Source organism: Flavobacterium sp. 90, from assembly GCF_004339525.1.
GTDB lineage: Bacteria > Bacteroidota > Bacteroidia > Flavobacteriales > Flavobacteriaceae > Flavobacterium.
Genome location: NZ_SMGE01000001.1, coordinates 5,860,343 through 5,886,277 on the forward strand (window position 1 = coordinate 5,860,343; position 25,935 = coordinate 5,886,277).

The 25,935-nt window shown below is 33.9% G+C and carries 22 protein-coding genes; 11 read left to right on the top strand and 11 right to left on the bottom strand.

The features are described 5' to 3' along the window. Positions 1 to 4 precede the first annotated feature (4 nt). The 8 genes from C8C83_RS23885 (at position 5) to C8C83_RS23920 (ending at position 10,912) form a co-directional block, all read left to right on the top strand. A complete protein-coding gene (locus C8C83_RS23885) occupies positions 5 to 583 on the top strand; it encodes a hypothetical protein (protein WP_121331036.1) in 579 nt (192 codons plus the stop codon). Continuing rightward, entirely contained in the window at positions 580 to 1,407 is an 828-nt protein-coding gene (locus C8C83_RS23890) for a DUF6734 family protein (RefSeq protein ID WP_121331037.1), read from the top strand. The genes C8C83_RS23885 and C8C83_RS23890 overlap by 4 nt, the downstream gene beginning before the upstream one ends. A gap of 19 nt (positions 1,408 to 1,426) precedes the next feature. Continuing rightward, complete coding sequence (locus C8C83_RS23895; protein ID WP_121331038.1) at positions 1,427 to 2,287, top strand: DUF6734 family protein; 861 nt, start codon at positions 1,427 to 1,429, stop codon at positions 2,285 to 2,287. 40 nt (positions 2,288 to 2,327) lie between these two features. Then, the gene (locus tag C8C83_RS23900; RefSeq protein WP_243653116.1) at positions 2,328 to 3,695 is read left to right on the top strand and encodes a DUF4157 domain-containing protein; all 1,368 of its coding nucleotides are present in this window, start codon (positions 2,328 to 2,330) and stop codon (positions 3,693 to 3,695) included. Between the two features lie 4 nt (positions 3,696 to 3,699). Continuing rightward, positions 3,700 to 7,962, top strand: coding sequence for a DUF4157 domain-containing protein (locus C8C83_RS23905; protein ID WP_233566194.1), 4,263 nt, complete (start codon positions 3,700 to 3,702; stop codon positions 7,960 to 7,962). A gap of 12 nt (positions 7,963 to 7,974) precedes the next feature. Next, on the top strand, positions 7,975 to 8,592 hold the full coding sequence (locus C8C83_RS23910) for a hypothetical protein (RefSeq protein ID WP_121331039.1): 618 nt from the start codon (positions 7,975 to 7,977) through the stop codon (positions 8,590 to 8,592). A gap of 192 nt (positions 8,593 to 8,784) precedes the next feature. Beyond that, positions 8,785 to 9,606, top strand: a complete 822-nt coding sequence (locus C8C83_RS23915) for a peptidoglycan-binding domain-containing protein (RefSeq protein ID WP_121331040.1) — start codon at positions 8,785 to 8,787, stop codon at positions 9,604 to 9,606. A 1-nt stretch (position 9,607) separates the two neighbouring features. Further along, a complete protein-coding gene (locus C8C83_RS23920) occupies positions 9,608 to 10,912 on the top strand; it encodes an ATP-binding protein (RefSeq protein ID WP_121331041.1) in 1,305 nt (434 codons plus the stop codon). Between the two features lie 17 nt (positions 10,913 to 10,929). Here the strand turns inward: C8C83_RS23920 and C8C83_RS23925 are convergent, their stop codons facing one another. Beyond that, positions 10,930 to 11,574: a Pr6Pr family membrane protein gene (locus C8C83_RS23925; RefSeq protein ID WP_121331042.1), complete on the bottom strand. Its 645-nt coding sequence runs from the start codon at positions 11,572 to 11,574 to the stop codon at positions 10,930 to 10,932. A 284-nt stretch (positions 11,575 to 11,858) separates the two neighbouring features. Between C8C83_RS23925 and C8C83_RS23930 the strand changes: the two genes are divergently transcribed. Beyond that, the gene (locus C8C83_RS23930) at positions 11,859 to 12,779 is read left to right on the top strand and encodes a hypothetical protein (RefSeq protein ID WP_121331448.1); all 921 of its coding nucleotides are present in this window, start codon (positions 11,859 to 11,861) and stop codon (positions 12,777 to 12,779) included. Here C8C83_RS23930 and C8C83_RS23935 read toward each other — a convergent pair whose 3' ends face one another. The 5 genes from C8C83_RS23935 to C8C83_RS23955 form a co-directional block, all read right to left on the bottom strand. After that, entirely contained in the window at positions 12,780 to 14,822 is a 2,043-nt protein-coding gene (locus C8C83_RS23935) for a DKNYY domain-containing protein (protein WP_121331043.1), read from the bottom strand. A gap of 191 nt (positions 14,823 to 15,013) precedes the next feature. Then, positions 15,014 to 15,589, bottom strand: a complete 576-nt coding sequence (locus tag C8C83_RS23940; protein ID WP_121331044.1) for an NAD(P)H-binding protein — start codon at positions 15,587 to 15,589, stop codon at positions 15,014 to 15,016. Positions 15,590 to 15,617: 28 nt separating this feature from the next. Then, positions 15,618 to 16,457, bottom strand: a complete 840-nt coding sequence (locus tag C8C83_RS23945; RefSeq protein ID WP_121331045.1) for an SDR family oxidoreductase — start codon at positions 16,455 to 16,457, stop codon at positions 15,618 to 15,620. Positions 16,458 to 16,481: 24 nt separating this feature from the next. Next, positions 16,482 to 16,865 (bottom strand): nuclear transport factor 2 family protein, encoded by a 384-nt coding sequence (locus C8C83_RS23950; protein WP_121331046.1) that lies wholly within the window; start codon positions 16,863 to 16,865, stop codon positions 16,482 to 16,484. A gap of 85 nt (positions 16,866 to 16,950) precedes the next feature. Beyond that, on the bottom strand, positions 16,951 to 17,928 hold the full coding sequence (locus tag C8C83_RS23955) for an aldo/keto reductase (RefSeq protein ID WP_121331047.1): 978 nt from the start codon (positions 17,926 to 17,928) through the stop codon (positions 16,951 to 16,953). Positions 17,929 to 18,110: 182 nt separating this feature from the next. Here C8C83_RS23955 and C8C83_RS23960 point away from each other — a divergent pair, with 182 nt between their 5' ends. Then, complete coding sequence (locus C8C83_RS23960) at positions 18,111 to 19,007, top strand: helix-turn-helix domain-containing protein (RefSeq protein WP_121331048.1); 897 nt, start codon at positions 18,111 to 18,113, stop codon at positions 19,005 to 19,007. Positions 19,008 to 19,346: 339 nt separating this feature from the next. Here the strand turns inward: C8C83_RS23960 and C8C83_RS23965 are convergent, their stop codons facing one another. The 4 genes from C8C83_RS23965 to C8C83_RS23980 form a co-directional block, all read right to left on the bottom strand. Continuing rightward, a complete protein-coding gene (locus C8C83_RS23965) occupies positions 19,347 to 20,966 on the bottom strand; it encodes an arylsulfatase (protein WP_132011935.1) in 1,620 nt (539 codons plus the stop codon). A 45-nt stretch (positions 20,967 to 21,011) separates the two neighbouring features. Continuing rightward, the gene (locus tag C8C83_RS23970) at positions 21,012 to 21,818 is read right to left on the bottom strand and encodes a DUF2490 domain-containing protein (protein ID WP_121331049.1); all 807 of its coding nucleotides are present in this window, start codon (positions 21,816 to 21,818) and stop codon (positions 21,012 to 21,014) included. Positions 21,819 to 21,909: 91 nt separating this feature from the next. Further along, a complete protein-coding gene (locus tag C8C83_RS23975) occupies positions 21,910 to 23,403 on the bottom strand; it encodes a DUF1254 domain-containing protein (protein WP_121331050.1) in 1,494 nt (497 codons plus the stop codon). Between the two features lie 388 nt (positions 23,404 to 23,791). Then, the gene (locus tag C8C83_RS23980) at positions 23,792 to 24,352 is read right to left on the bottom strand and encodes a hypothetical protein (RefSeq protein WP_121331051.1); all 561 of its coding nucleotides are present in this window, start codon (positions 24,350 to 24,352) and stop codon (positions 23,792 to 23,794) included. A 180-nt stretch (positions 24,353 to 24,532) separates the two neighbouring features. Between C8C83_RS23980 and C8C83_RS23985 the strand changes: the two genes are divergently transcribed. After that, a complete protein-coding gene (locus C8C83_RS23985) occupies positions 24,533 to 24,943 on the top strand; it encodes a helix-turn-helix transcriptional regulator (RefSeq protein WP_121331052.1) in 411 nt (136 codons plus the stop codon). 126 nt (positions 24,944 to 25,069) lie between these two features. On the opposite strand, the gene C8C83_RS23990 is transcribed toward C8C83_RS23985, so the two are convergent. Further along, complete coding sequence (locus C8C83_RS23990) at positions 25,070 to 25,903, bottom strand: macro domain-containing protein (protein ID WP_121331053.1); 834 nt, start codon at positions 25,901 to 25,903, stop codon at positions 25,070 to 25,072. Between the last annotated feature and the right edge of the window lie 32 nt (positions 25,904 to 25,935).

The following is a 25,935-nucleotide window of genomic DNA, read 5'->3' on the forward strand; positions in this document are numbered from 1 at the left end:
AGATATGAATGTTGAAAACACCTCTTTTTTAGAATACGATAAAAGAAATATTCGCGGCTTTCAGCAAATGGCTTTAGAGTTTTTATTTAATAATGTAAACATGTCTAAAGTGGTCTTTTGCGGAGGCATTGCGGACTATATTAATCTTCGCGAATATTATGACATTACCATCAATGATATCGATATAATTTTTGAAAACGAACAGGATTTACAACCCATGATAAGCAAATTGCCAACAAGAAGATACCCGTCTAAATTCTATAAAACAAAAAACGGAGAAGCTTTAGTAAATATATTCAGAGTTGGAGAAACTTCGATTAATATAGACAGTTTTCCAAGGGATTTTTCTAACGCAACTCATATACAATCGCCTTTGTTGGGTAAAATGGTCTGGCATACCTCATTTGAAGAAAGTAAAATAAATCACAATAACGAAATACATCTAAACACCTCACAAGCAAAAGGTAACGATTATGAATGGAAACGATTGTACAAACACAGCCGAAAAGCTTCTTTGTACAACAATGTAACTTTCCTGGAAGAAAAAAACTTAATTCATACTATTAAAAAAAATATATTATGAGGGAAGAGCCAAGAATAATTTACAGCTTAGATGCATTTCCTATTAGTAACAATCGATGGAATGAAGGGAATAAATTTAAAGAAACGATTTATTCGACCGCATTGAGCGTACTATACAGCCATTTATGGTATAAGGATATTGAGCTTTATGCTGATGAAACGGCTTATAAATTTCTGTATATGCTTCCGTGCAGAGTTAGTAAAATTAGCAGTAATAAAGACACTGTTATTTGGATGAAATCAAAAATTGATGTAATCGAAAAACAAACTAAACCTTTTATACATCTTGATAATGATGCCTTTATAAAGAAAAAAATATATTTTGATTTTGAGAAGGTAATCGTCGAACAGAACGATTATGAATTGTACAGTATGTACCAATATCGGTTAGATTTTTTTAATCAGTTTACTCAGGATTTAGACTATTGGAAACCGGATTTAGGATATGCATTTAACTGCGGAGTATTAGGTTTTAGAGACCTTGAACTTCGGGATAAGTTTTTAAAAGCTTTTTATGCTTTGGAGGAAATTTTTATAAAAAATAATAATCCGGGAATAACAAAAGTAGAACCTTGTATTGTTTTAGAACAATATAATCTTGCAGCATTATTACATCATCATAATATAAAACCAACATTATTACTGTGGAAAAAAAACTTGTTCGAAAACAGTCAGCTCGCAGATAAAATTGGTTACACACACATTGCGGGTCAAAAAAAATACAGAATTGAAATTGTTCAGGAAATAGAAAACAGACTTTCTAAACTGTTTCCATATTGGTACAAAGAGGTAAAAAATGCCTTGGCAAAAGAAGGTATTGTTTAAAAACTATAAATAGCTAAATATGAAACAACGACACAAGATGATTTATAGCCTTGATGTGCTTCCTATAACAAATAATCGATGGAATATGGGAGACAAACTAAAGGAAACAATCTATATGACTGCGCTAAGTATCTTATATAGCCATTTGTGGTATGATGAAATTGAGCTTTATGTAGATGAAATAGGCTTTAAGTTTCTATATATGCTTCCGTGTGCTGTTACCAAAGTGCAAAATGATAACAGAATAGAACTTTGGATGAAATCTAAAATTAATGCTATGGAACTACAAACAAAACCATTTGTTCATGTAGACACCGACATATTTATTAAGAAAAAAATAGATTTTAGTTTTGATGATGTAATAGTAGAACGCAAAGAAGATACTTATGAAGTTCATTACAAAAAGCAAGTAGAATTCTTTAATAAATACACCAATAACTTGCCTTATTGGCACAACAATTTGGGCTATTCTTATAATTGCGGAATATTTGGTTTTAACGATCTCAAGCTTCGCGATGAATTTATAAAAAGCTATTATGACTTGGAGAAAATATACGTCGAAAACCAAAACAGCTTTTCTGTATTGAAACAAGAAGGTTATGAGACTTGTATTTTAATCGAACAATATACGCTTGCATCGCTATTGAATTATAAAAACAATAATCCTACAACATTATTGAAAGGCGAAAATATTACAGAGCAAGGAAAATACGCCGATAATATTGGGTATTCTCATTTTTTTGGAATGAAAAAGTATGAAAAATATGTTGTTGACGAGATTGAACTTCGGCTCTCTAAAATATTTCCGTATTGGTACAGGCAAATAAAAAACGCATTAGAGAAAGAAGGTGTTGTGGCGAATAATCTTCAGTTTGTTTAGTGAAACAAATTATGAATCCAAAATGGTAAAATAATACATCATGAGAGAATTTGAACAAAAAAAAATAGCGACCTCCTCTTCTTCTCCTTTTTTTGGACCAAAAATTCAAAAGAAACTAACCACAGGAACTGTTGGAGATAAATATGAAACAGAAGCCGATAATGTTGCTGATAAAGTAGTAAACAAACGTAAAACTGGAGGTTTACTGCAATCCAGAAGCGAAGAAGGTGTTCAGCAAAAACCTATTTCTGAAACCATATCAACAGTTCAAAAACAAGATTTGGCACAAGAAAAACCTTTACAAAAAAAGGGCAAGGAAAAAGAAGACGACAAGAAAGTCCAAAAAAAATCTGATAAAGACGAAGATAAAAAAGTACAGAAAAAAGGAGAAAAAGACGAAGACAAAAAAGTCCAAAAGAAATCTGATAAAGACGAAGATAAAAAAGTACAGAAAAAAGGAGAAAAAGACGAAGACAAGAAAGTCCAAAAGAAATCTGATAAGGACGAAGATAAAAAAGTACAGAAAAAAGGGGAAAAAGAAGAAGACAAGAAAGTCCAAAAAAAATCCGATAAGGACGAAGACAAAAAAGTTCAGAAAAAAGGAGAAAAAGACGAAGACAAGAAAGTTCAAAAGAAATGTGCTGATTGCGAGGGCGAAGACAAAAAGGCTCAGAAAAAAGAAGACAAAAAGGAAGAGAAAAAACCCGTTCAGGCAAAATTAGACGATTCAAACTCAGTAAATGAAGGAGTTGAAACTAACCTCAACAGCTCAAAAGGCGGTGGAAACGGAATGGACAAAAACACAAAGCAAGAAATGGAATCTGGTTTTGGAGCCGATTTTAGCAATGTAAACATCCACACAGACAGCAAAGCCGTTAAAATGAGTGAAGAATTGGGCGCACAAGCTTTTACACATGGTAATGATGTCTATTTCAATAAAGGAAAATACAATCCCGAATCCAAAGAAGGTAAACATTTGCTTGCGCACGAACTTACGCACACGATTCAGCAAACGGGAAGTAAGACATCGAATAATGTTCAGAAATTATCCGATTCTGATTGTGGTACAACTACAACCTTAAATTTATCCGGCTCGTGTTCTGAATTTGAAAACACCTGTTATACTGAAACTTTTATTCCTTCTAAAAGTGATGCTTTAAAAATAGTTATTGATGTAGATTATGTGACTCCTGTTGGCTCCTGGGTTAAAGAAGATTTCAGTGCTCAGGTTATCAAATGTGGTCTTTTAGATAACACTAATATAGGTTCAAAAAGATTATCACCGGGTAATATGCCTTCGACCTTAGAATTTAAGATTGCAAGTGTTACTCCGGGAGATAAATATTTCATTAGAATATATTCAAGATCAAGTTCGGCTTTAAAATCAAATTACACTGTAAGTCAATAAAAATATGCCAGTCTTAACCAAAAAAACAAATACGAATCCTTCGCACTCCGCGTCACATCATGACAAGGGGAAGGAATCTTTTTTTGGTGTACAGGCAAAATTGAATATAGGAAAATCTAACGATAAATATGAAGCTGAAGCCGATAGAGTTGCAGACCAAGTCGTTAGTAATAAACAAACAACAAAAGCAGACACTTTCTTTTCGCCATCACCGGTAGTACAAAAAAAACTGGCGGTTGATGTTCAAAAACGAGAAGAACAAAACAAAAAGATTCAGCGAAAAACTATAGCCGAAACCATAACTCCTGTTGTACAGCTTAAAGAGGAATTAATCCAAAATAAACTCGATTCCCGAGTACCGGAAAAACGAGAAATTAATCCGGCCTTTTCTTCAAAAACATTAATTCAGCATAAACTTGAAGATAAAGTTCAGAAAAAAGAGGAAACAATTCAGAATAAGACAGTTGTCAAAAAACCAGAAACTACGGCAACAAACACACTTTCACTAAAACCTTTAATCCAAAATAAAGGCGAAGAGGAAAATGTACAACAGAAAAAAGAAGACGATAAACAAGGTAAAGACGAGGATAAACAAATACAAAAAAGTCCTTCCGGCGATGCCAATCCAAGCGATAATTCTAATTTAGAATCTAACTTAAACAGCAGTAAAGGCGGAGGTTCTCCGCTATCCGGAAAAGTAAAAACTGAAATGGAATCCGGTATTGGAGCCGATTTCAGCAAGGTGCGTATACACAATGACTCTAATGCTGTTCAAATGAATAAGCAATTGGGAGCTCAGGCTTTTGCTACCGGAAACAATATTTATTTTAACGAAGGAAAATACAATCCAAATTCGAAAGACGGTAAACATTTACTCGCCCACGAATTAACACATACCGTACAACAAGGAGCAGCTATTCGAAGAAAACCGGATCCAATCTCCCCTGCTCCGGAAATGATTCAGGGTTCGTTATTGTCCTTTGCGATTCCTGATTTTATAAAAAACAATGTAAGACACGTTCCCGGTTACACACTACTTACCGTTGTAGCAGGTTATGATCCTTTGAATGATGTAAATGTCGAAAGAAATGCCATCAATCTTATCGAAGGATTTATGGGATTGATTCCGTTTGGGACAGCCATATTTGATAAATTACAAGAATATGGTATTATTGATCGTGTCTTTAATTGGGTCAATACTCGTTTGGGCGAATTGGGTCTTAGCATGGATTCGTTACTCAAACTCGTTCAGGACGCTTGGGACGAATCTTCGGTTACAACTTTTATAGATGTTGCCAGAACTAAATTTAATGACTTAGTAAATCGTGTAACGACTTTTGCAACTTCGCTTGTCGATCAGGTAATTACCTGGATAAAAGAAGCCTTGATTGGTGTTGCTGAACCTCTGTTGGCAGAAAACAAAGCGTGGTCATTAATCAAAAAAATAATCAAATACGATCCATTACGTGATGTCGCAGTCAATGCAACAACGGTCGAAATATTAGAAGATTTCTTAATACTGATCGACAAGCAAACAGAGCTTGAGCAAATGCGTGAAAAAGGCACACTGCAAAAAACTGCCGATTGGCTTGACACTCAGGTTGGAACTTTCAATTCATTGTTAGGCGAACTACGAGGACTTATAACCGCAGCCTGGAATGCTATTCAACCTGCAAATCTGGCAAACATTGGTGATAGTCTCTCTGCGCTAGCTTCTCAGGCTGGAACATTCCTACAAAAAGTTTGGGATTTTGCATCAGGTGTTGCGCTAAAAGTATTAGAACTTGTTAAAGATTCACTATTAGGATGGCTGTCTTCTCAAGCTGCAACTGTAAGAGGTTATTCGCTTGTGAAAGTAATTATCGGAAAAGATCCTTTTACAAAAGAAGTTGTTCCCCGCACAATTCCAAATCTAATACGAGGTTTTATGAGCCTAATGGATGGCGGAGAAGAACAATATGCACAAATGGTTGAATCTGGTGCAATAGCCAGAATTGCGGGCGAAGTTGAAGCCGCAGTAGCAGCGCTTAACATGACGCCAGAATCTATAGTACAGCTCTTTACTGATATCTGGGATTCGATGACGATCAATGATCTTATTCATCCGATAGATGCATTCTTGAGAATCATTGACAAATTTGGAGAACCTATTGGCCGATTAATTGCTTTTGTAGCAGAAATTGTCCGAATTGTAATTATTGCGATTCTCGAAATCATGAATTTCCCTTTTGACCTTATCGGAAATATCATTACGAGAGCATTAGAAGCTATTGAAGACATCAAGAAAGATCCAATTGGTTTCTTGAAAAACATACTGAGAGCGCTTAAACAAGGATTTATACAGTTCTTTGACAATATTGTAACCCATTTAATAAATGGTGTAACCGGCTGGCTGATGAGCGAGTTGAAAGATGCCAATATTCCAGTACTTACTGATTTCTCTTTACGCGGCGTTATTGCCTGGGTATTAGAAGTACTGAATATTTCGATGGAAAAAATCTGGGAAAAACTTGCTGCACATCCTCGTATTGGACCTGCAAGAGTTGCCAGACTCCGCAGCATGATTAATACGCTTGAAGGTATCTGGACATTTATTAAAGATGTTCAGGAACGCGGTATGGCAGCCATTTGGGATAAAATACAAGAGCAACTTAGTAATTTATGGAATACCGTTCTCGATGCTGTTAAAAACTTTGTCATGGAACGCATTGTTAACAGAATAACAGCCAAACTTTTAAGCATGTTAGACCCAACCGGAATCATGGCAGTGATAAACGGCGCTATGGCTTTCTTTAATGCGATACAAAGTTTTATAAAATACTTACGTGAAATGCTCGAAGTTGTCAATTCGTTTGTCAACGGAGTTGCAGATCTTGCCCGAGGCAATGTTGCCACAGCAGCCAATTATCTCGAAAGAACCATGGGACAAGCCATGCCTGTCGTAATAGGATTCCTGGCAAATCAGGTTGGTTTAACCGGAATTGGCGCAAGAATTGGCGAAATGATTATTTCTGTACAACAAATGGTTGATGAGGCATTGACTTGGCTGGTAAATAAAGCAGTAGATACAGGAATGAATATGCTGGACAGACTTATGGCAATGGGTGCAAGTGTCAGGGATGCTATTTTGGGATGGCTCGGATTGAGAAAAGAATTTGTTGCTGATAATGGAGAAAATCATACTTTATATTTTACTGGAGATGAAAATGCTCCTGTTTTAACTATAGCCAGTAATCCAATCGCATTTACAACATTTATAACTTCAGTTGATGTTGGTAATGATCCTGTGAAAACAAATTCTAAAGCTCAAGCCTTAATTGTTGCTGGGCAAATTGATGCTAAAAAAAGAGAATCTGTTGCTGCACCAACTCCTGCAGAAGAAAATGCAAATAGCGAAAGAAAAAAACGAGAACTTGAGGCCTTATTAATCCAACTAAGTAACCATGCAAAATCTCTTTTTGGTGTATCAGATGCTGAATTACCCGAATCCGTAATTGATCAACAACAAGAAAGCAAAGGCGGTGATATCGTTGCTAAAAAAATGACCGCATCCATACTTACAAAAAAAGGTCCTGCAGGCTCAGAACCGACACAAAGAAGTCATGCTTTTTATGACAAACTTGCCAAACGCAAAAATGGAGGAAGTAGTTATTACATTAGAGGTCATTTATTAAATCATAACACACATGGCCCAGGAACATGGGAAAACATGACTCCATTGTCAAGAGAAGGAAACAGTGCACATGAAGGATCTGTAGAGTCCCTTGTTAAAGCAGCTGTTCAATCAGGAGCAATAGTTTTTTACTCTGTCGAACCAAAAAACTATATTGGAAATTTAAGTACGCCAAATGATGCAGATCCTACAATTAAAGAAATCAGAGAAGCAGAACAGTTTGTACCGAGAACTTTAGATTGTAAAGCTGTATTACTTGAAAAAAATGGAAATAATTATACTGAAAAAGCTGGAGGTAATATTGCTACAATTCCTGTAAATAATCCAGTTGACACAAATATTAATTCATACGAAATAAGCACTACAAGCAGAGCAAGAGTCAGTATAATAAATAGTTCAATAGATGATTTAGTAAACAATACTATTGGAATTAGAAGCGGAACTATGACTGCTATCCAAAACAAAGCAAAAACCATTGCAAATCTTAGATTGTATAGTCAAATAAAAGACGAATTCCCTAACATACCTGAAAATGCAGTTATTAGAGCTGCTATTAACTCACTTCAAGAATTATCAAATGTTGTTATTAATTAAAAAAACAGACCCATGGAAAATATTTTTGACAAAATAGATTTAACCTTTTTAGAAATTAGCCAAAACGAAAAAATAAATAAACAAAAACAGGATTTTAATTCTTCTACAAATAATGACCTCCTTTTAGAAGGACAAAAAGCGGGCTTAGATCATAACACATTATCTTTTTTTAAAGAATCAAATGGGTATGAGATGAGTTGGGAAAAAGATTCTCAAAGCAACATTTCGGGAAAAATTAATATTTTAAAATTAGAATACATTTTAAAAGGTATAAAAAGTAATTACTCCAGCTTATCAGATAAGGATCCTCTTTATAATTTCCATCCTATTGATCAATTTACAGATGAAGCTCATTGCGGTATTTTTATAAACAGCATCGCTAATAATAGAATGTTCTTTCACAGAGATGGAGAATCTGAAACTATTGATTTAATGATTGATTTTAATGCTTACATGGAGTTAGCATTAGAAGCAAGAGGATTTTTTTATTGGCAAAAGTATATCATTGAAAAATTATATGATATCTCAAGTCCAGAAAGTGAAAGTTTTAAAAAACAGATGCCTGAAATATTTAGTGATTTTAAACTTGAAAGTTTTGATAATAAATATGAAAACTTGAAACTTAAATAAAATATAAACACTCTTCTAAAAAGGTCTTCAGGCAATAAAAAAAGAATATGCTAAAGAAGAAAAAATGATATAACCTCTATTAGTGAAACATAAGGAAAACTATTTATTACGGCTATTTTGGCCACCAAAATAAAATAAAAACTGGAGAGGTTGTAGAGACAATAATTTGAAAACATTTAAAACAATAAAGTCATGCAAAAAACATTCTACCAAAAAGAGTTGGCTATTAAAGCAACACAACAAAGAAACGGAGCAAACAACAACAAGAAAGACGTCGAAAAAATTCAGTCTTGGCTTAATTTATTTGCTATGCAGAATCCTGGCTCAGGAACGGCAACGGGTATTGATGGCGATTTTGGTCCTGCGACAGAAAAGGCTGTATTGAATTATCAAAAATTCAACAGTTTGCCTCAAAACGGAAATGTAGATCAAAACTTGTTCGAAAAACTTGCGTTGCCGCTCAAAAAAGCTTTTGAAAGTCCAATATCAGGAAGTAATCTGAGAGAATTAATTCTCAATACGGCTCAAAATCATCTCAAAAATCATCCTTTTGAACTTACAATCAACAATCAAAGTAATACCGGACCTTGGGTTCGCAGTTATATGGACGGTCATGAAGGAACAGACTGGTTTTGGTGTATGGGCTTTGTTGAGGCCATTATCGATCAGGCAGCATCTGCTCAGGGAAAAAACTTTAAAAACCTGATGCCGTTAACTTACAGTTGTGATATTGTTGGTGCAACTGGTCTTCAGAAAAAAATACTGACTCGTTATCAAACGGCAAGAACGAATTCGGCTTTGATAAAACCTGCAGATATATTTCTGCTTCAAAAAACGCCAAACGATTGGATTCATACCGGAATTGTAACTGCAGTTCACGGCGATATCATTGAAACTATAGAAGGAAATACAAATTCTGATGGTTCTCATAATGGAAACGCTGTCATGAACAGAATCAGAAACTTTAAACAATCCAAAATTGACTTTTTTTCAATTGAATCATTAGTAGCATAAAATGGAAAACATATTCACATACCTAAAAAATCAATTCGCGTTTCAGCTTGATGCTCTTTTTCAGGTTGAGAATCAAATGGAAAAACCTGTTTTAAATCAGCTTGGTTCAAATGGTTTTATTGATGAATTTATCATCGAAAATAACCTGTCCGAAATTGATATTCTTATCTTAGGATTATCTATGGTTCCGCATCTGAAGCCTGATTTTTTGAGTTCGATTATTGCGGAATATTTGCCAAATGGCGGTGAACTTCCTGAGTTTGGCGGACTGAAAACAAAGAATCATCGCGGAATTTTACCAACGGGCGAAACCGCTCAGTTTTTAATTGCCGGAAATGATCTGGAAAACCGAATTTCATTCTATAATTACTTGCACAATCAATCTTATCTTTATCAAAAAGGTATTATCAAAATAGAATCTGTTGCCAATGGCGAACCTAAACTGAGTGGTTTATTAATTTTAGAAGATGAATACATCGAAAAATTCATAACCGGAAAAATTCTGAAACCTCAACTAAGCAGTATTTTCCCTGCGCAATTAATAGAAACGCAATTAGATTGGGACGATTTGGTTTTGAATACTTCTACTTTAAATCAGATAAAAGAAATAGAAACCTGGCTCAAATTCAACGAAATTCTGTTGCATGAATGGGATATGAAAGCCAAAATAAAACCCGGTTTCAGAGTCATGTTTTACGGAACACCGGGAACCGGAAAAACACTTACAGCTTCGCTTTTAGGAAAATACACGCAAAGAGATGTTTATCGAATTGATTTATCGATGGTGATTTCGAAATACATCGGCGAGACCGAAAAAAATCTTTCTTCTCTTTTTGACAAAGCTGCGGATAAAGACTGGATTCTGTTTTTTGATGAAGCCGATGCTGTTTTCGGAAAAAGAACCAATGTCAGAGATGCACACGATAAATATGCCAATCAGGAAGTTTCGTATTTGCTGCAGCGTATCGAAAATCATCCGGGATTGGTTATTCTGGCTTCTAATTTTAAAACCAATATCGATACGGCTTTCACGCGAAGATTTCAATCTATCATTGAGTTTGAAGTGCCTTCTTACAGCGAACGTTTAAAACTTTGGCAAAATAATTTACCTAAAGGAATTAAAATTGCCGAAGATGTAAATCTTAATGAAATTTCGAAAAAATACGACATTACAGGCGCTAATATTGTCAACATCATTCAATATGCTTGTCTGCGAACTTTAGAAGATCAAAACAAAAGCATCAATCTTAATCATTTACTTCAGGGAATTAAAAAAGAATATGCAAAAGAGGGCAAAATGATGTAATTGAAAAGTAGTAAATTCTAACTGTATTTTTTAATTCTTAATTTCCCAATTCCAATTAAAATAAGTGACATAACAACAAAAGAAACTAATACAAACATACCGTTTTGCATTGCTTTTGTAAAACCAATTTTGGTTACGTTTATAAAAGGATAAGGATAAAAATCTGTGTATAATCCGTGAAATAGGGTGTAAATCATATAAAGCACAGGATAAATTAACCAGATTAGTATAGATTTCCAGTGTATATTTTCCTTTTGTGTAAAGAAATACCAATACAACAGAAACAATAAGGGAACAACGGTATGAAAAATTTCGGTGTTAAGCTTATGAATTCCTGTCAGATCTTGCAAAGGCCTTAAAATAATATTATACACTAAACCTACAATTAAAATATAAACTGTTATAGCTGTCAGCGTACTATTTCTGTGGAAAAAAGCATAAGCCTGAGACGTTTTCATGAATAAAATAACGCCGCAACACAAAGCAACAATAGAATTTGTGAGAATAGTAAAGAAACTGAAAAATCTCAGAATTGACTCCAGAATTGCAAATTCATTGCTTTTTAGTAAAAGATAAAACTGCGTGGGCAAAGCAAAACTTTCCAATATGAGAATTAAAATCAAGATTGGTCTGGCTAAACTTTTACCTTTTTTGTTTATCATTTTTTCTATTGTTATCCATTATAATTTCAGCAAGCTTGCTCATGCATAATATAAAATAGCAACTACATACTTTCTTAAGAAAATAGATTACCTAATATTAGTTTATACCTGATAAACAAATATATAATTATTATTTATATCGTCAATAACGGTATGGTTCTGTTACGTTTTAGATAGAATTACAATTTTAAAAGTCCATTTCTCCCAAAATGGGCTTTTTTTATTTGATCCCACCGATAACCGTAAAAAGTTAATTCGTATTTTTAATGTTCAACAAAATCAATATGAAACAGTTTAAAATATTTATTTTAGTAGTTATATCTATTTCTGTGTTTTCATGCTCAACAGTTTTGAATAGTCCAAAAATTGATTATCTCACCAGCAACTACTGCCAGCCTACAATTGAATATGATTATTCTAAACTCGAAGTTTTTCCGGATAAAGTACCCAATCACGACAGTATCTTAAAAGCTAATTTATCTGAACATGATATCCTGATAAGCAATGCTATTGGTATTGAAAGCTATCTCACAGAATATCTTCAAATAAAAAAAGACACTTTGAAAAGACTGGTCTTAAAACAAAAAATTACAGATCGATTAATTCTTACCAGTATAGAGATAAATGCATTGGCATCAGAATTAGATTGTAATGGCGAACGTATCGATAAACTAGCCAATTTTGTTAACGATCTCAATAATAAAAAAACCAGAAATCTTACTGTTGCTTCTGTAACTATTGGCGCACTAACTACTGTTGCAACTGTTTTAATAAAAAACAATAATTCGAGTAATATCGTTGGCGTAAGCGGTGGATTATTAAGTGCCGGATTAGGAGCGCTGACTATTGCTCCTAAAGGGAAAAAAATCAACTTAAAACTACAAAGAAATCTGCTCAGAAATATTTGGTTCAATGATAATTCTGATGGTGCATATCCCAATTCTATTTGGAAAATTTTAAACGAAAAACAATTTAGTAATTCAGGAAAAAACGATCTTCAGGAAAGCATTAAAAACAGATGGCTGCAATACAATTTTGATGGAAAAATAGATGCCGAAACCGAAAAGCTCTTTTTCTATGATGGCGGAATTTACACCGCAGATGATTTATATTCCAGAGCCAATATGCTAAATGAACTGCAAGCTACTATTCGTTCTCTCGAACAAGATTTAAAAAGTTTATCAGTAAGACTAAATAGTATTTAATTACCGAACATAATACGGAATACTATACAAACATCTCACAGGTTTTCTATCTATCATTGCCGGAATCCAGTCTGGAGATAATTTTAAGACTCTTTCTAATTCTTTTCCTGAACCATAACCAAAATCACGAATAATTTTTATCTCAGACAAACTGCCGTCTTTTTCAATTTTTATAGTTGCAAAAACTCCTCCTCTGGGCGATTCGTCATCAAATAATAATTCTTTTGGTGTAATATAATTTTTCGTTAAAAAAAAATGAAATTTTTCAATTCCTCCCGGAAATGTTGGTCTTATCTCTACTTCAGAAACTGAAAAAACCCGATTTTCCTCAAACTGTTTCTTTTTGTCCTGTGTAATTGATTTCTGAAGCACAATTGTTCTCTTATTTCCATACTTTTTAGCAAGATCAATTGGTTCAAAAGCCGGGTCCCATTTACGGTCAAATACTTTTCCTAAAAAACGATACGAAATTTCGTCTGAGATTTTTACAAGCCAAAAACCTTCTGAATTTTTAAATAAATAAAAATCCGAAATTGGCGTTGAATCATTGCCGCAGAAACCACCTCTATATCCAGAAAAACAAGCCAGTAATTCTATAGCTGTACTTTTAATAATCTTTACATTTCGGCAGTACAAGTAGTTTTTATCGATTAAAAATATATTGAGCGTTCGTGCAGATTTTGCATCAATATCTTTCAGTATTTTTATTTTGTGATCGCGTTCTTCATAATAAAGAACAACATTTTTATCTTTATAATATTTCATGCTTTGATCCATTGCTACGAATGTTTCTGCATCAAATCCGGTTTTTTTATTATCACAGTAAATACGATCATTCATTTTAGAAAAACTAAAATCAATAATAACCTTATTGGAACCGTCAAAATCATCAATATCTTTTTTTTGTGCTTTTGCCAATGCCAGTTGCTTTTGACTTAAATTTTCGTAGAAAGATTTTGTGCGAGTTACATAAGCCTGATTTTTATAAAATACAATCCCTGAAAAATAATTGTAAGCAGTATTCGTACTGCTTACTTTTTCGGTATATTTAAAAGGCAGTTTTTCAATTACATCTTTTTTCGATTCCTGATCATATCCTATTTCATAAATTCCGTTTTTATCATAAAAACAAGCTGAATTAAAATAGAATCCGAAAGAAGGCAGATCAACTATTTTATAAATTTCATCACCATCTCTAAAAAGATTTTTTCCGTCAGTAATGTAACGGTCTTGATTATTAACACTCCAGACTTTAATTTGGCTGCGTTTATCTAGCTGCATTCGTGTTTTCCTTCCCTGATAATATACATCGTTCTTATATCTTGTATAACTTCCTGATAGCGCTTGTAAGGAGTCAGGATTCATGTCATCAACCAGATGTTCCCTATTAAAAACGAACTTTTTTGTTTTAAAAAAATCATAATTCACATATTGATACGGTTCTTTACCAAAAGAAGCAATTTCGCCTTTGGAATACATATGATTTTTATCGTGACAAAAATCATTCGGATTAGTATTTGCCGATGCGCCATCAGAACCTTCAATCTTTTTATCGAAGTAATAAATATAATTTTTGTCTTTAAAATATAAAACCTGATCCTCCCTACTCAAATTTTTACTGGGATTAGCCTGAAAAGTTGCTACATCAATGCCTTTTAATTCGGTTGAATTTTTGAATACTTTATACTTTGTTTTCCACAAAAAATCCATTTCTTGATTCGTTCCTAAAACGGTAAAACCTAAAGTATCTGTATTAATAAATTCTCCTTTGACATAGATTCCGTTTTTATCAAATGCAAAAGCAGATTCTTTATTTTCTTTAATCGAAAAAGAAGCTAAATCAGGATAAATAACCATATGTGTGCAATAGTCCTGATAAACCACATAATCTTTGTTGATGATGTACGCTGGATTTTCAACAAAATTGCATCCTCCAGATCCGTATTCTACTTTTAATGCCGGATCTGCCAATGCCGGAATACTACTGTTTTGACAGCTAAATAACAATCCTAAACTAATGGTTATAAAAAACTTTCTTATCATCGATTTTTGTTTAGTAGAAAAAGCTTTTGAATTTTGAACTTTTCATAGAAGTAAAAAAACAAAATTTATTTCATTACAAGAGTACTGAAACCAAAATCTTTAAAGTAAATTTCCTTCTTATAAATATAGAGGCGCAAAAACCAGAAAAGGTTGGGAAGTCATAAAATTTAACCAACTAATAAAGGTTTTTTTTATTCAGGTCTGCTTATTCCTAAGTTTTCTTTTTTATATAAATCAGGCTCATCAATGATTTTAGAAATAAAAAGCGCAATACTTTTTCTGGAAACTGCAGATCCCGTTTCGGCAGTTCCTTTTCTGGTTATGATATAATCAATTTCATTACCATTGGTAAACCAATCCGGACGTAAAATGGTATAATCTAAACCTGATTCCTCTACAATATCCGCCAATTTTCTGTAAGGTAACAAAACAGATTTCAAAGGTGTATCGTAAATGCCTATTGAACTTATGGCAATGATGCGGGTTATCTCATTTTCCTGCATCGATTTGACAATATTTTTTATCATTGGCTCAAGATTACCTGCAAGGTTTACGTATACAATCTCTTGTCCGGTAATAGCTTTATTTACATCATTGTAATTCAATGCATCTCCTTCAATAATACTACAATCTTCAGATTCACTTTTTGACAAGCTATTTTTGTTTCGCAGAAACAAGGTAAGGTCAATATTTCCAAGTTCTTTTATTGCTCCAATTACATACTTTGCCAGACTCCCGCCAGCGCCTATAATAATAACTTTTATCATATTTATTTTTTACTGTTGAAATATCAATTTATTCTGCATTAGGATTAAGTTCTCCGTACCAATAAGCCGATGTTACACCGCCATCCATTAAGAAATCACTTCCTGTTATAAAAGCGCCGTCTCTGCCCATTAACAAAGCTCCTAAAACCCCTACTTCATCAGGAGTTCCCGCTCTTCCAACAGGAGAAATTTCCAACATTTTGCGATAACCTTCTCCTCTGGGGCCATTTAATTCATCATTGGCAAGCGGAGTAATAATTATCCCCGGACTAATCGTATTGATTCTTGCGCCTCGTTTCCCCCAACGCACTGCTTCTGCTTTCGCTCTAAGTGAATTTCCTCTTTTTGATAATTGATAAGCATATAATGAACCATCAACTGCATCAGATTGCAAAAAAGGAAGCAATAATAACTCTTCTGTTGGTGTAGTTGCCAGCGCTTTATCCTGCTTGGGCGTTAAAGATGGTAATCGATGTCCGGATTGTGATGCGATTACAACTCCTGATCCTCCCTCTTCAATAGCATTTCCAAATTCTTCTAAAATCAAAGCTGTGCCGTACAAATCCACTTTGAATATTGTAGATGGCGATGCCTGAGATGGCGAAACTCCAGCTGCATGGATTAATCCCGTAATTCCTCCAATAGATTTAGCGGTATCAACAAGCGCCAAAACTGATTCTCTTGATGAAATATTGACAATTGTTGTACTAACGTCAAATCCTGCATCAGAGAGCACTTTTGCTGCAGCATCATTATTTTCCTGATGAAGATCTGCAAGTAAAATATGTTTTCCTGAACCCACTCTTCGGGCAATCGCCTGACCAATAGACCCGGCACCAATAACTACAATAACTGATTTTTTTCTCATGCTTTCATTTTTTAATTTACTTGTTTAAAATGTGGTTGCTACAGATTTGAGAATTATCCACTTTCCATTTCGTTTTTCAAAATTCATGATTTGCTGCAAACGCCAGTTATTTTGCATGCCCCAGATTCTGGCATTTAAAAGATTCTGACACATAAAAACAGCTTTATCTCCATCAATATTTACCGTAGTTTTTACCTCAGAATAAGAATAGTATTTCATTCGTTCGCTTTCAATTTCCAAAAACCATTCTTCTTTTGACTGTACATATCCTGTGATATGAGTAAGTGTAAAATGAGCATCGAGAATCTTATTCATTTCTAAAGTATTCCCATCAATCATAAGCTTTGTTAACTGACGGGAAGTTTCAAGAATTGCTGTTTTATCAGCATCGATTTTATTACTTTCCATGATAGTTTGTGTTTTTGACAGGGTTTGTGGATAGAAATTATTTGAATTCCAAATGAATATCAAAAACCATAATATAAAGTTCTTATTATTCTTCTGACAAGCCAAGTAATCCTTCATTTAGTCTCGCTCCCTGAAAAGTTATTTTTGAAAGTCCTTCTTCAATTTCCTCTAAGTCATTAGCCGAAAGATCAACACTAACCGATTTAATATTATCGTCTAAAAACGCTATTTTATCCATTCCCGGAATTGGTACTATAAATGATTTTTGAGCCAAAAGCCAAGCCAATGCTATTTGAACCGGCGTTGCATTTTTTCTATTAGCAATTTTTGTAAGTAATTCTACAACTGGCATATTAGCTCTAATAGCTTCTGGTGTAAAACGTGGAAAAGCAGCACGAAGATCAGTATCACTGTCAAATTTAGTATCAGGCGTAATTTTACCCGTTAAAAAACCAGTTCCAATTGGAGCCCAAGGCACAAAACCTATTCCTAATGCTTCACAAAGAGGTAAAACTTTAGCTTCGGGTTCTCTTGTCCAAATTGAATATTGATTTTGTACAGCAGAAACAGGCTGAATAATATGTGCACGCTCAATTGTTTCAGCGCCAGCTTCTGAAAGCCCAAAATACTTCACTTTTCCTTCCTGAATTAAATCCTTAATTGTTCCCGCAACATCTTCGATTGGTACATTAGGATCTACGCGATGTTGATACAATAAATCAATATAATCCGTTTGTAATCTTTTTAAAGAAGCCTCAACAACTTTACGAATATGTTCCGGTTTACTGTTAATTCCGGTGTCAGAAATCATTCCGAATTTTGTCGCTATAATCACCTCTTTACGAAATGGTTTTAACGATTCTCCAACCAGTTCTTCATTTGTAAAAGGTCCGTAAGCTTCGGCAGTATCAAAAAAAGTAATACCTTTTTCATAAGCCGAACGAATTACTTTAATTCCATCATTTATATCTGCAGCCTTTCCTGTTCCAAAACTCAAATTCATACATCCCATTCCCAAAGCCGAAACTTCTAAACCTTGTGTTCCTAATATTCTTGTTTTCATTTTAGTATTATTTTATATTATTAGATCTAATTATTAAGACAGTACAAATTTCCATCAATACTAAATGATCTTTATAATACATCTTACGGTAATTATTACCATTTTTACTGATTTGCATAATCAGGTTAACTTACTAAGAATCTGAGTGCTATATTTGTACTAATAAATTTAAAGAAGGCAAAATGGGACACATTATAGAAGTCGAAAAAGTTTCGCAGTACAACGAACTTAAAGGCGTTGAAACACAGCATCCTTTAATAAGTGTTTTCAACAATTCAGCAACAAAAGCACTGCCAAATAACAGTCGTATGCACTTTGGTCTTTATGCTATTTTTTTGAAAGATGGAAAATGCGGTGAATTAAAATACGGACGAAATAATTATGATTATGATGATGGAACAATGGTTTTTATTGCGCCGGGACAAGTCATAGAAGTCAACAATCAAATTGATTACCAGCCTTCGGGTATGGCGCTTCTATTTCATCCTGATTTAATAAAAGCAACTTCTTTAGGAAAGCAAATGAATCAATATTCTTTTTTTTCATATGATTCAAACGAAGCTCTTCATCTGTCTTTAAAAGAGCAGCAGATTATTAAAGATTTATTCGATAAATTACAGTACGAACTAAGCCAGTCTATTGACAAACACAGCAAAAGTATCATCACAAACAATATAGAACTTCTGCTTAATTATTGTATCCGTTTTTATGACAGACAGTTTATAACCAGAGAAAACATCAATACTGATATCTTATCAAAATTTGAAAATCTGCTGAATGATTATTTTCTATCAGAAATTGCACAAGAAACCGGACTTCCGCTTGTAGGTTATTTTGCAGATCATTTACATCTTTCTCCTAATTATTTTGGTGATTTAATCAAAAAAGAAACCGGTAAAACGGCACAGGAACATATTCAATTGAAATTAATAAGTCTTGCTAAAGAAAGGATTTTTAACACTAACAAATCTATGAGTCAAATCGCTTTTGAACTGGGTTTTAAATATCCGCAACATTTTAATCGAATGTTCAAAAAAAACACCGGATATACTCCTATAGAATATAGAAATCTGAATTAAATTTTAATTATAAAAGTTCCAAAATCAAATAATTTTGATGATTTGTAATTAAGGGAAATTTTATTCCGTTAGAGAAACAATCAGATTACAAGAGTACTGAAACCAAAATCTTTAAAGTAAATTTCCTTCTTATAAATATAGAGGCGCAAAAACCGGAAAAGGTTGGGAAAGCATTTTGGTTTATTATTAATGCTTTTGAACCTACAGCAAAAGAAGATGAAATATAGAAGTATTTTTTTAGCTAAAAGTTTATAAAACATAAGTGGCCGGAATTTCTCCCGACCACCACTAATTTATAGTATTCCCTTTTTTTAAGATGACATAAATTATTATAATTTATTATTTTTTTGGATCGACACTTAAAGGTGGCAGTGCCAAATGTTTACTATTTAATAATTCTTTAGCTTGTTCAATTGTTCTGAATTTTCCAATTTCCAATGGTCCGCCATATGCACCGCTTTGTTGAGGTCTTGGAGGTGACGCAGCATAAGTTTTCATCAGCTCAATAATAACCTGATCGAATATTACCATTGTCCATGTTTTTTCGGTAAAACTATTCATGAACAGATCGTAACGTTCCTGAGGATCTTGCCATAAATCATAAACAGCAGGAACTGTTGCTACATAAGTTTGATCGCCTCTCCAGCCCAATTGCTGACCTGGTGTATCGCTTCCTGCCTGAGCTCCGTTATCTCCACGAGTATTAAATACTGCTTTCCATTTTCCGATGCGCACAGCTCCGGGAGACAATTCGTTTTCTGTAAAATAAAACCATCTGTCACGAAGCGGTTTTCCTTTTTTGAATAAAACATTAGACATATCATAGCTATCAAAAACTATAGGCTTGCCTTCTCTGTCATTTTTTGGAAGTTCGACACCGGCAAGACCTGCAAATGTTGCCATTAAATCTAAACCTCCCACAATGTCATGACTTACACTTCCGGCTTCAATTTGTCCAGGCCACCATGCAATCGCCGGTACACGGCTTCCTCCTTCTCTATCAGTTCCTTTAGATCCTCTAAACGGAGTATATCCAGCATCTGGATGAACATCTTGCCAGGCGCCATTGTCAACTGTATAAATCACGATCGTATTATCTGCAATCCCCAGCTCTCGAATTTTATCCATTATACGACCTACGTTATAATCCATTTCTACAACGGCATCGCCATATTTGCTTTTTGCCGGAGATTTACCCGCGAATTGTTTTGACGGTAAATTAGGCTGATGATTTTTTGCAAAATTGATACACATAAAAAATGGATCTTTTGACTTACCATATTCATCAAGCTGTTTCAAATTATTATCTACCATATTTATGTCTAATTCGGCAATATTTTCTTCTGTTACCGGACCTGTATCACGTGCTGGTTTTCCTGCTTCTCCTTCAAGAATACCTTTTGTTGCTTTTTTTATATAATCAGAAATTTCAGGAGCCATATCAGGATTCCACGATGGAAAACAATACGTATAGGCATTTAAATGGTACAAAACTACATTTTGCATTTTATCAAAACCATGTGCGATTGGCATGGCATAATCAGCTTCGCCTAAGTGCCATTTTCCTGAAAAATAAGTTTTGTAATTTGCTTTTTTCAATACAGATGCCAAAGTCCATTCCGCTGCAGGAAGTCCGCCTCCTTCACCCTGAAAAGCAACGGTTGTCATACCACTTCGATTTGGGATTCTTCCTGTAATCATTGCCGCTCTTCCCGGCGTACAGCTTGGCTGCCCGTAAAAGGACCAGAATTGCATTCCTTCTTTTGCCATTCTATCCAAATTTGGAGTCGGCATTCCGCGGCCTACACCTCCTCCATAAACGCCTAGATCTCCCCAACCGGTATCATCAGAAATCACCATAATAATATTAGGCTTCTTTTTGGTTTGTCCATTTATAATTCCAATAAAAATGAAACAGAACAAACTTGCAAAAATTAATTGTAAGCTACTTTTTTTCATGATTTTAAATTTAATGATTATATAACTGCTTAATGTATGTTCGTATTAATCTGCGCCACCATCAACACTGTCAAAAGTTTCTCTTTCTTTAGGTCGAATACTATATTTTACAGATACCATTGGCCCGTAGTAAACATCAAATTGGTTTCCGTTTGTACGAAGTTGCATTTGACCAATTATACCGCCCAGGAAGTGAAGATTGGGAGTTATACCGGCGGTATAATAAACCGATAATCTAAAAATGTCAAAATGTTCTTCGGCATAATCTTTCTTGGCAAACTTTAGCATAAGCTCTGCATAATACCCAATATTGGGCGCAAGAAATATGGGTTTTTCCTTCGTTTGAGCCAGAAAGTGATTTACACCAAATCTTGCTCTAATCCTTGGAATTACTTGTTGCTGCCCGGTTCTGTCGTCGAAAAATTTAGTTTCAAAACGCACTTGTTCAAAGAGTGATCCTTTGGGCATGTTCTGGGTAAAAGTTCCCATCAAAATCAATCTGTTTTCGAGCGTTTCATAATTGCCCATTTCTTCAACCGCATACTTTTGATTGTGGGCATAACCAAGCCAAAATTTCATTTTTTCGAAACCTGAATAAACAATCCACGGTCTTACTACAACGCGCTGCGTATATTCAAACGGATTGGTGGTATTATAAGCGCCTTGTGTTACTAATTGAAAATCGACCTGACCGCTTAAATGCCATTTATCGTATATGGGAAAAGCAATATCTCCTTCTGTAATAGAAGCCGGAATGAAACCCATGGTGTATGGTGCATCTAATTGTGCGTATCCTGTTGATTTGCAAATAATAAAAAGGAGAATAGTAATCGTAGTCTTAATTTTATGCATCACTTTTTCTAATTAAAGTTTTGTGAATCAATTATTTCATCAGGCAAAAAGATTTTTTTAGGTCTTTTACCGATTTTATTTTCTGAAACTTTTATTTCGATTTCACTACTGCAGGCGGATTCCAGCTGTCGTTTAATACCGCTTCTTCCGGCCAATAACATCTTACATATAAAGAGAAAATTTCTTTTGGTGCAGGAAGCCAATTGCTGACTTTATCTTCAGAAGGTCGTGTGTTTTGAACATAAATGGTCAATGATCCATCGGCGTTCTTTTTTAGACTTTTATTTTTTGTTCCCAAAGAATATCTTTTAAGCTCATTTGGCGCGAAAAAATGTTCGGCATTATACAATGTAAGCGACCAGAATCCTTTTACAGGAGGAAGTTGTCCGTTTGCAAATGTTACCGTATACTTGTTTGCTCCATTTAATCTTATAGCTCCTTCATCAAAATCCTGATAAAAATATCTGGTTTCATTTGGTTTATTTACAAAAATATTGGCTTTGGCACAGGAAAGTCGTGTTAAGTAATCGTACCCAAACTGTCCTCCGTTACGTTGTGTTGTCCAATTGTATTTTACAGGATATCCTACATTTGCAAATTGAAATAATGGCGTAACGTAATTTTTATCCGCATCAATTGCAGCGTTTATGGCAACTTGTTTTAGTTTTGGGTTTTTAGCCAATGCGTCCAAAAGTGCCTGCGCCTGTGCATAAAACCCTTCTTCTCCCGGCATTGGTGGAACTTCCTTTAAAATATCAGATAATTGATCAAAGAATGTTTCAGGTTTTACCCATTTTGTTTCCGTTTTAGCACCATTTGGATCTGGTGGTGTTACTTTCGTTTTTTTCCAATCAGTTATTTTCATTTTACCATCAAAATCTTTCAGGGGATATAATCCAATTTGATTTATCAAAGGTTGTATCGCTTTTTTATCTACAGGATCATCTGTTTGAAATACACGCGGAATTACAATTCCACGACTTGTTGTAGCTCTAAAAACTGCGGTAATTCCGTCAGGTACTTTACCATTCCAGTCTTTATTAGCCAAGAGATAAAAACCAGGTTTTGTGCCATACATTTTGCCTAAACTCGCAAATCCGTCTGTACGCTGATCGCAAACCTGATATACCCAAAAACGATCACCAAAATCCGGTACCTGAACTACAACCGGACCTAATGTAAGATCTAGTGGAGACAATCCGTATACAACATCCTGATTTGGGCAAGCGACTGCTCTTTCTGCTGGTTCTACATAATCATTTAACATACATAAATGATTTGGTGGCGCTAACGGAAGTACTCCTCCCGCATATATAGCTCCCGGAAGAGCTCTAAATGTTTCTACACGATTATGAATGTTTGTCAAAGGCCAGCCCCAGGCATAAACAGTAGTAGCAAGATTCTTTACAAATGCTTCTGTCATTATAGTATTAGGAACTGGTGGAGCCGGTAATTTTTTTGCTATTGCAGTATCTGCTGAAGTTACTGTAGAATCTGCTGATTCAGAACTTACTACCTTATCTTGTTTTTTGCAAGCTGCTAACAAGAACACTAAAGAAAATAATAAAAAGAGAGTTTTTTTCATCGTATCAATTATTAAAATTTAGAAATAGAATACTGAATTTTTGGTACAAACTGAATCCTAATTTAATTCTGAACTTTAGTTAAAAATCAGAGTTTTATATATTTTAATTTGCCTTATAATTCGCTCTTACTAAATTATATCTAATGCTTAAATGAAAATTTTTAAACATGTTTCAAATTATAATTTGAAACAAAGTTTACAGGCTTTACGAGAAAATTCAAATATTTGACGGTAGATTACAAATATTCTAAATCAATACTCTTGATGTTTTATAACAGATGGACTTGCAGAATCAGGAATTAGAATAGCGATGTGTAAACATAAAATTCCAAAAAATCGATTTTGAAGTTTTCATACTTTCGATTTTAAGGTTTGGATAAGAGCTGTTTTACTCGGTTAGAGAAACAATCATATTTGGTTTCCTAATTTTCTCAACTCCCCTTTCTCGCATTAATCCTGCTGCATCGAGCATTTTGATTAAATGAATATAAGGCGTCGTCAGGTCAGATTCAGGATCTTCGGCATATGGAGATAATGAAAGCTCGAGGATTAGACATAGAAAGAATTCAAATTCTTTAAACGTTTTTTCGGCAAATGCTTTTTTAAATACAATAAAAGGATCGTCGTATTCTTCCCTTGTTAGCGAAGAAAAATGAAAAGCCGTTTCAGACCGTGAAGATTCCTTTACTTTCCATTTTTTGTTTTTCGCTTGAAGGCAATAACAGACTTTGAGAAACGAAAAGATAGCGGTGTAAAACACAAAAGCATTGCTTGGATTATCTTGTTCATAAACTTTAGTTTTATAACTGTAAATTACCAGTTCGGTTAAATTTTGTTTATAATAATCGAGACGTGCAAAAGCAAAAAAAGTTTCAATTGCCTTAAACGGATTTCCTGCCACATATTCTGTGCAAAAGTTAGTTTCGAAGCATATTTTATTCTTTTTCATACCAAAGCGATTTAAAATTTAACAGCTAATTTCCGTTCTTTCAAAAGGATAATCTAATCGAAATGCGCATATATTACCCCACAAAATGATGTATTACGGGATATTTTTCTATCTTTGAAACTCAGGATTTTTTAATCCGAAGGGCTTTATCTTTGAGCTTTTAGAAAATTAATATTCATTATGGAAGAGAAAATACATCAGGGAAGAAACGTAAAACGATTCAGAGAAATGCTTGGTATTAAACAAGACGCATTGGCTTTTGATCTGGGAAATGATTGGAATCAAAAAAAAATATCTCTTTTAGAACAAAAAGATGTAATTGAAGACGGTCTGTTGAAACAAATTTCGGCTGTATTAAAAATTCCAGTTGAAGCTTTTCAGAATTTTGACGAAGAACAAGCGGTGAATATTATTTCTAATAATTTTACAAGTAATGATACATCAACTTTAAATGCAGTTAACCCAAATTGTACATTTAATCCAATTGATAAAATTGTTCAGTTGTATGATGAAAAAATTGCATTGTATGAGCGTATGTTGAAAGAGAAAGAGGAAATGATGGCGAGGTTTGAGAAGTTGATCAATAAGTGATTACTTATAAAGATATAATAATGCAAAAAGAGACTTTCGAAGTCTCTTTTTTTTGTTTAAAACATTAGATAATTCTTTAATATTCTCCTATTTTTAATTGTTGTTACAAATTCCATGAAATTATATTTATTTCCAGTTATTTTTAATTAAATTTAGATCTATTTTTTCAAACATATCTTCAAGAAGTACAATTTTTACCGTTGCGCTTAATTCTTTTTCCTTAGTAAATTTCAATAATGACATTAATATTAATTGCAGCAATTGACTGGGGGGAAGTCCCACTCCTGAAAGTCCGTTACCAATAAGTGGCAAGTTAATATTGAATCCATTACCTTCGATTCTAACTTTTTCCCATAGCCCAGAAAGTGCAATTAACATCGATGAAGGATCACAAGTAGCTTTGCAATCGTTATCACTATTACATAATGCGAAAAGAAAGTATAAAGTTTCGCTATGCTTTAAAGTAATCGTTGTCCCTAGTGGAAATTTATTAATTTTACCTTCTGGTCTTTCTGTAATTTCGATATCTTTTCCCTCTAGTTGTCTATTCACCTCTACGTCGATTATATTATTATAACCGCCTAAAACTCTTTCAATGAATACTCCATGAACACTATTGGGTGAGACCGGCTTACCTATTAAGCTATCAAAATACTCATTAACAGGAATAACTCTATGACCATCAACCGAAAAAAGATCACCAAACTCGATTATAACTTTTGTGTTTGTATTTAGTAAATCAAATTTGACCGTTTTCTTCGGAAAGACAGAAATAATGCCTATTATAAAACTTGCTATAAAGTAAATTAATAAACAAAGGCAATTGTAACCTGTAATATTAACTCCTGATAATGCCATTAAAGGTTCTAAAAAAGTCCAAATCGAAGTATATCCGAAAATTATTGCTAAGACAAATCTCTTGGGATGTCTTTTTATACCTATTAATACTTTATTTACCATTTTTATTTGTTTTTATATAATAACCGATATGC

Coding starts and splice junctions, on each gene's coding strand:
- C8C83_RS23970 (WP_121331049.1), bottom strand. CDS start 21,818: ATGCATAAAATTAAGACTACGATTACTATTCTCCTTTTTATTATTTGC.
- C8C83_RS23935 (WP_121331043.1), bottom strand. CDS start 14,822: ATGATAAGAAAGTTTTTTATAACCATTAGTTTAGGATTGTTATTTAGC.
- C8C83_RS23930 (WP_121331448.1), top strand. CDS start 11,859: ATGAAACAGTTTAAAATATTTATTTTAGTAGTTATATCTATTTCTGTG.
- C8C83_RS23925 (WP_121331042.1), bottom strand. CDS start 11,574: ATGATAAACAAAAAAGGTAAAAGTTTAGCCAGACCAATCTTGATTTTA.
- C8C83_RS23960 (WP_121331048.1), top strand. CDS start 18,111: ATGGGACACATTATAGAAGTCGAAAAAGTTTCGCAGTACAACGAACTT.
- C8C83_RS23945 (WP_121331045.1), bottom strand. CDS start 16,457: ATGAGAAAAAAATCAGTTATTGTAGTTATTGGTGCCGGGTCTATTGGT.
- C8C83_RS23900 (WP_243653116.1), top strand. CDS start 2,328: ATGAGAGAATTTGAACAAAAAAAAATAGCGACCTCCTCTTCTTCTCCT.
- C8C83_RS23950 (WP_121331046.1), bottom strand. CDS start 16,865: ATGGAAAGTAATAAAATCGATGCTGATAAAACAGCAATTCTTGAAACT.
- C8C83_RS23910 (WP_121331039.1), top strand. CDS start 7,975: ATGGAAAATATTTTTGACAAAATAGATTTAACCTTTTTAGAAATTAGC.
- C8C83_RS23965 (WP_132011935.1), bottom strand. CDS start 20,966: ATGAAAAAAAGTAGCTTACAATTAATTTTTGCAAGTTTGTTCTGTTTC.
- C8C83_RS23905 (WP_233566194.1), top strand. CDS start 3,700: ATGCCAGTCTTAACCAAAAAAACAAATACGAATCCTTCGCACTCCGCG.
- C8C83_RS23990 (WP_121331053.1), bottom strand. CDS start 25,903: ATGGTAAATAAAGTATTAATAGGTATAAAAAGACATCCCAAGAGATTT.
- C8C83_RS23975 (WP_121331050.1), bottom strand. CDS start 23,403: ATGAAAAAAACTCTCTTTTTATTATTTTCTTTAGTGTTCTTGTTAGCA.
- C8C83_RS23955 (WP_121331047.1), bottom strand. CDS start 17,928: ATGAAAACAAGAATATTAGGAACACAAGGTTTAGAAGTTTCGGCTTTG.
- C8C83_RS23890 (WP_121331037.1), top strand. CDS start 580: ATGAGGGAAGAGCCAAGAATAATTTACAGCTTAGATGCATTTCCTATT.
- C8C83_RS23915 (WP_121331040.1), top strand. CDS start 8,785: ATGCAAAAAACATTCTACCAAAAAGAGTTGGCTATTAAAGCAACACAA.
- C8C83_RS23895 (WP_121331038.1), top strand. CDS start 1,427: ATGAAACAACGACACAAGATGATTTATAGCCTTGATGTGCTTCCTATA.
- C8C83_RS23980 (WP_121331051.1), bottom strand. CDS start 24,352: ATGAAAAAGAATAAAATATGCTTCGAAACTAACTTTTGCACAGAATAT.
- C8C83_RS23985 (WP_121331052.1), top strand. CDS start 24,533: ATGGAAGAGAAAATACATCAGGGAAGAAACGTAAAACGATTCAGAGAA.
- C8C83_RS23920 (WP_121331041.1), top strand. CDS start 9,608: ATGGAAAACATATTCACATACCTAAAAAATCAATTCGCGTTTCAGCTT.
- C8C83_RS23940 (WP_121331044.1), bottom strand. CDS start 15,589: ATGATAAAAGTTATTATTATAGGCGCTGGCGGGAGTCTGGCAAAGTAT.
- C8C83_RS23885 (WP_121331036.1), top strand. CDS start 5: ATGAATGTTGAAAACACCTCTTTTTTAGAATACGATAAAAGAAATATT.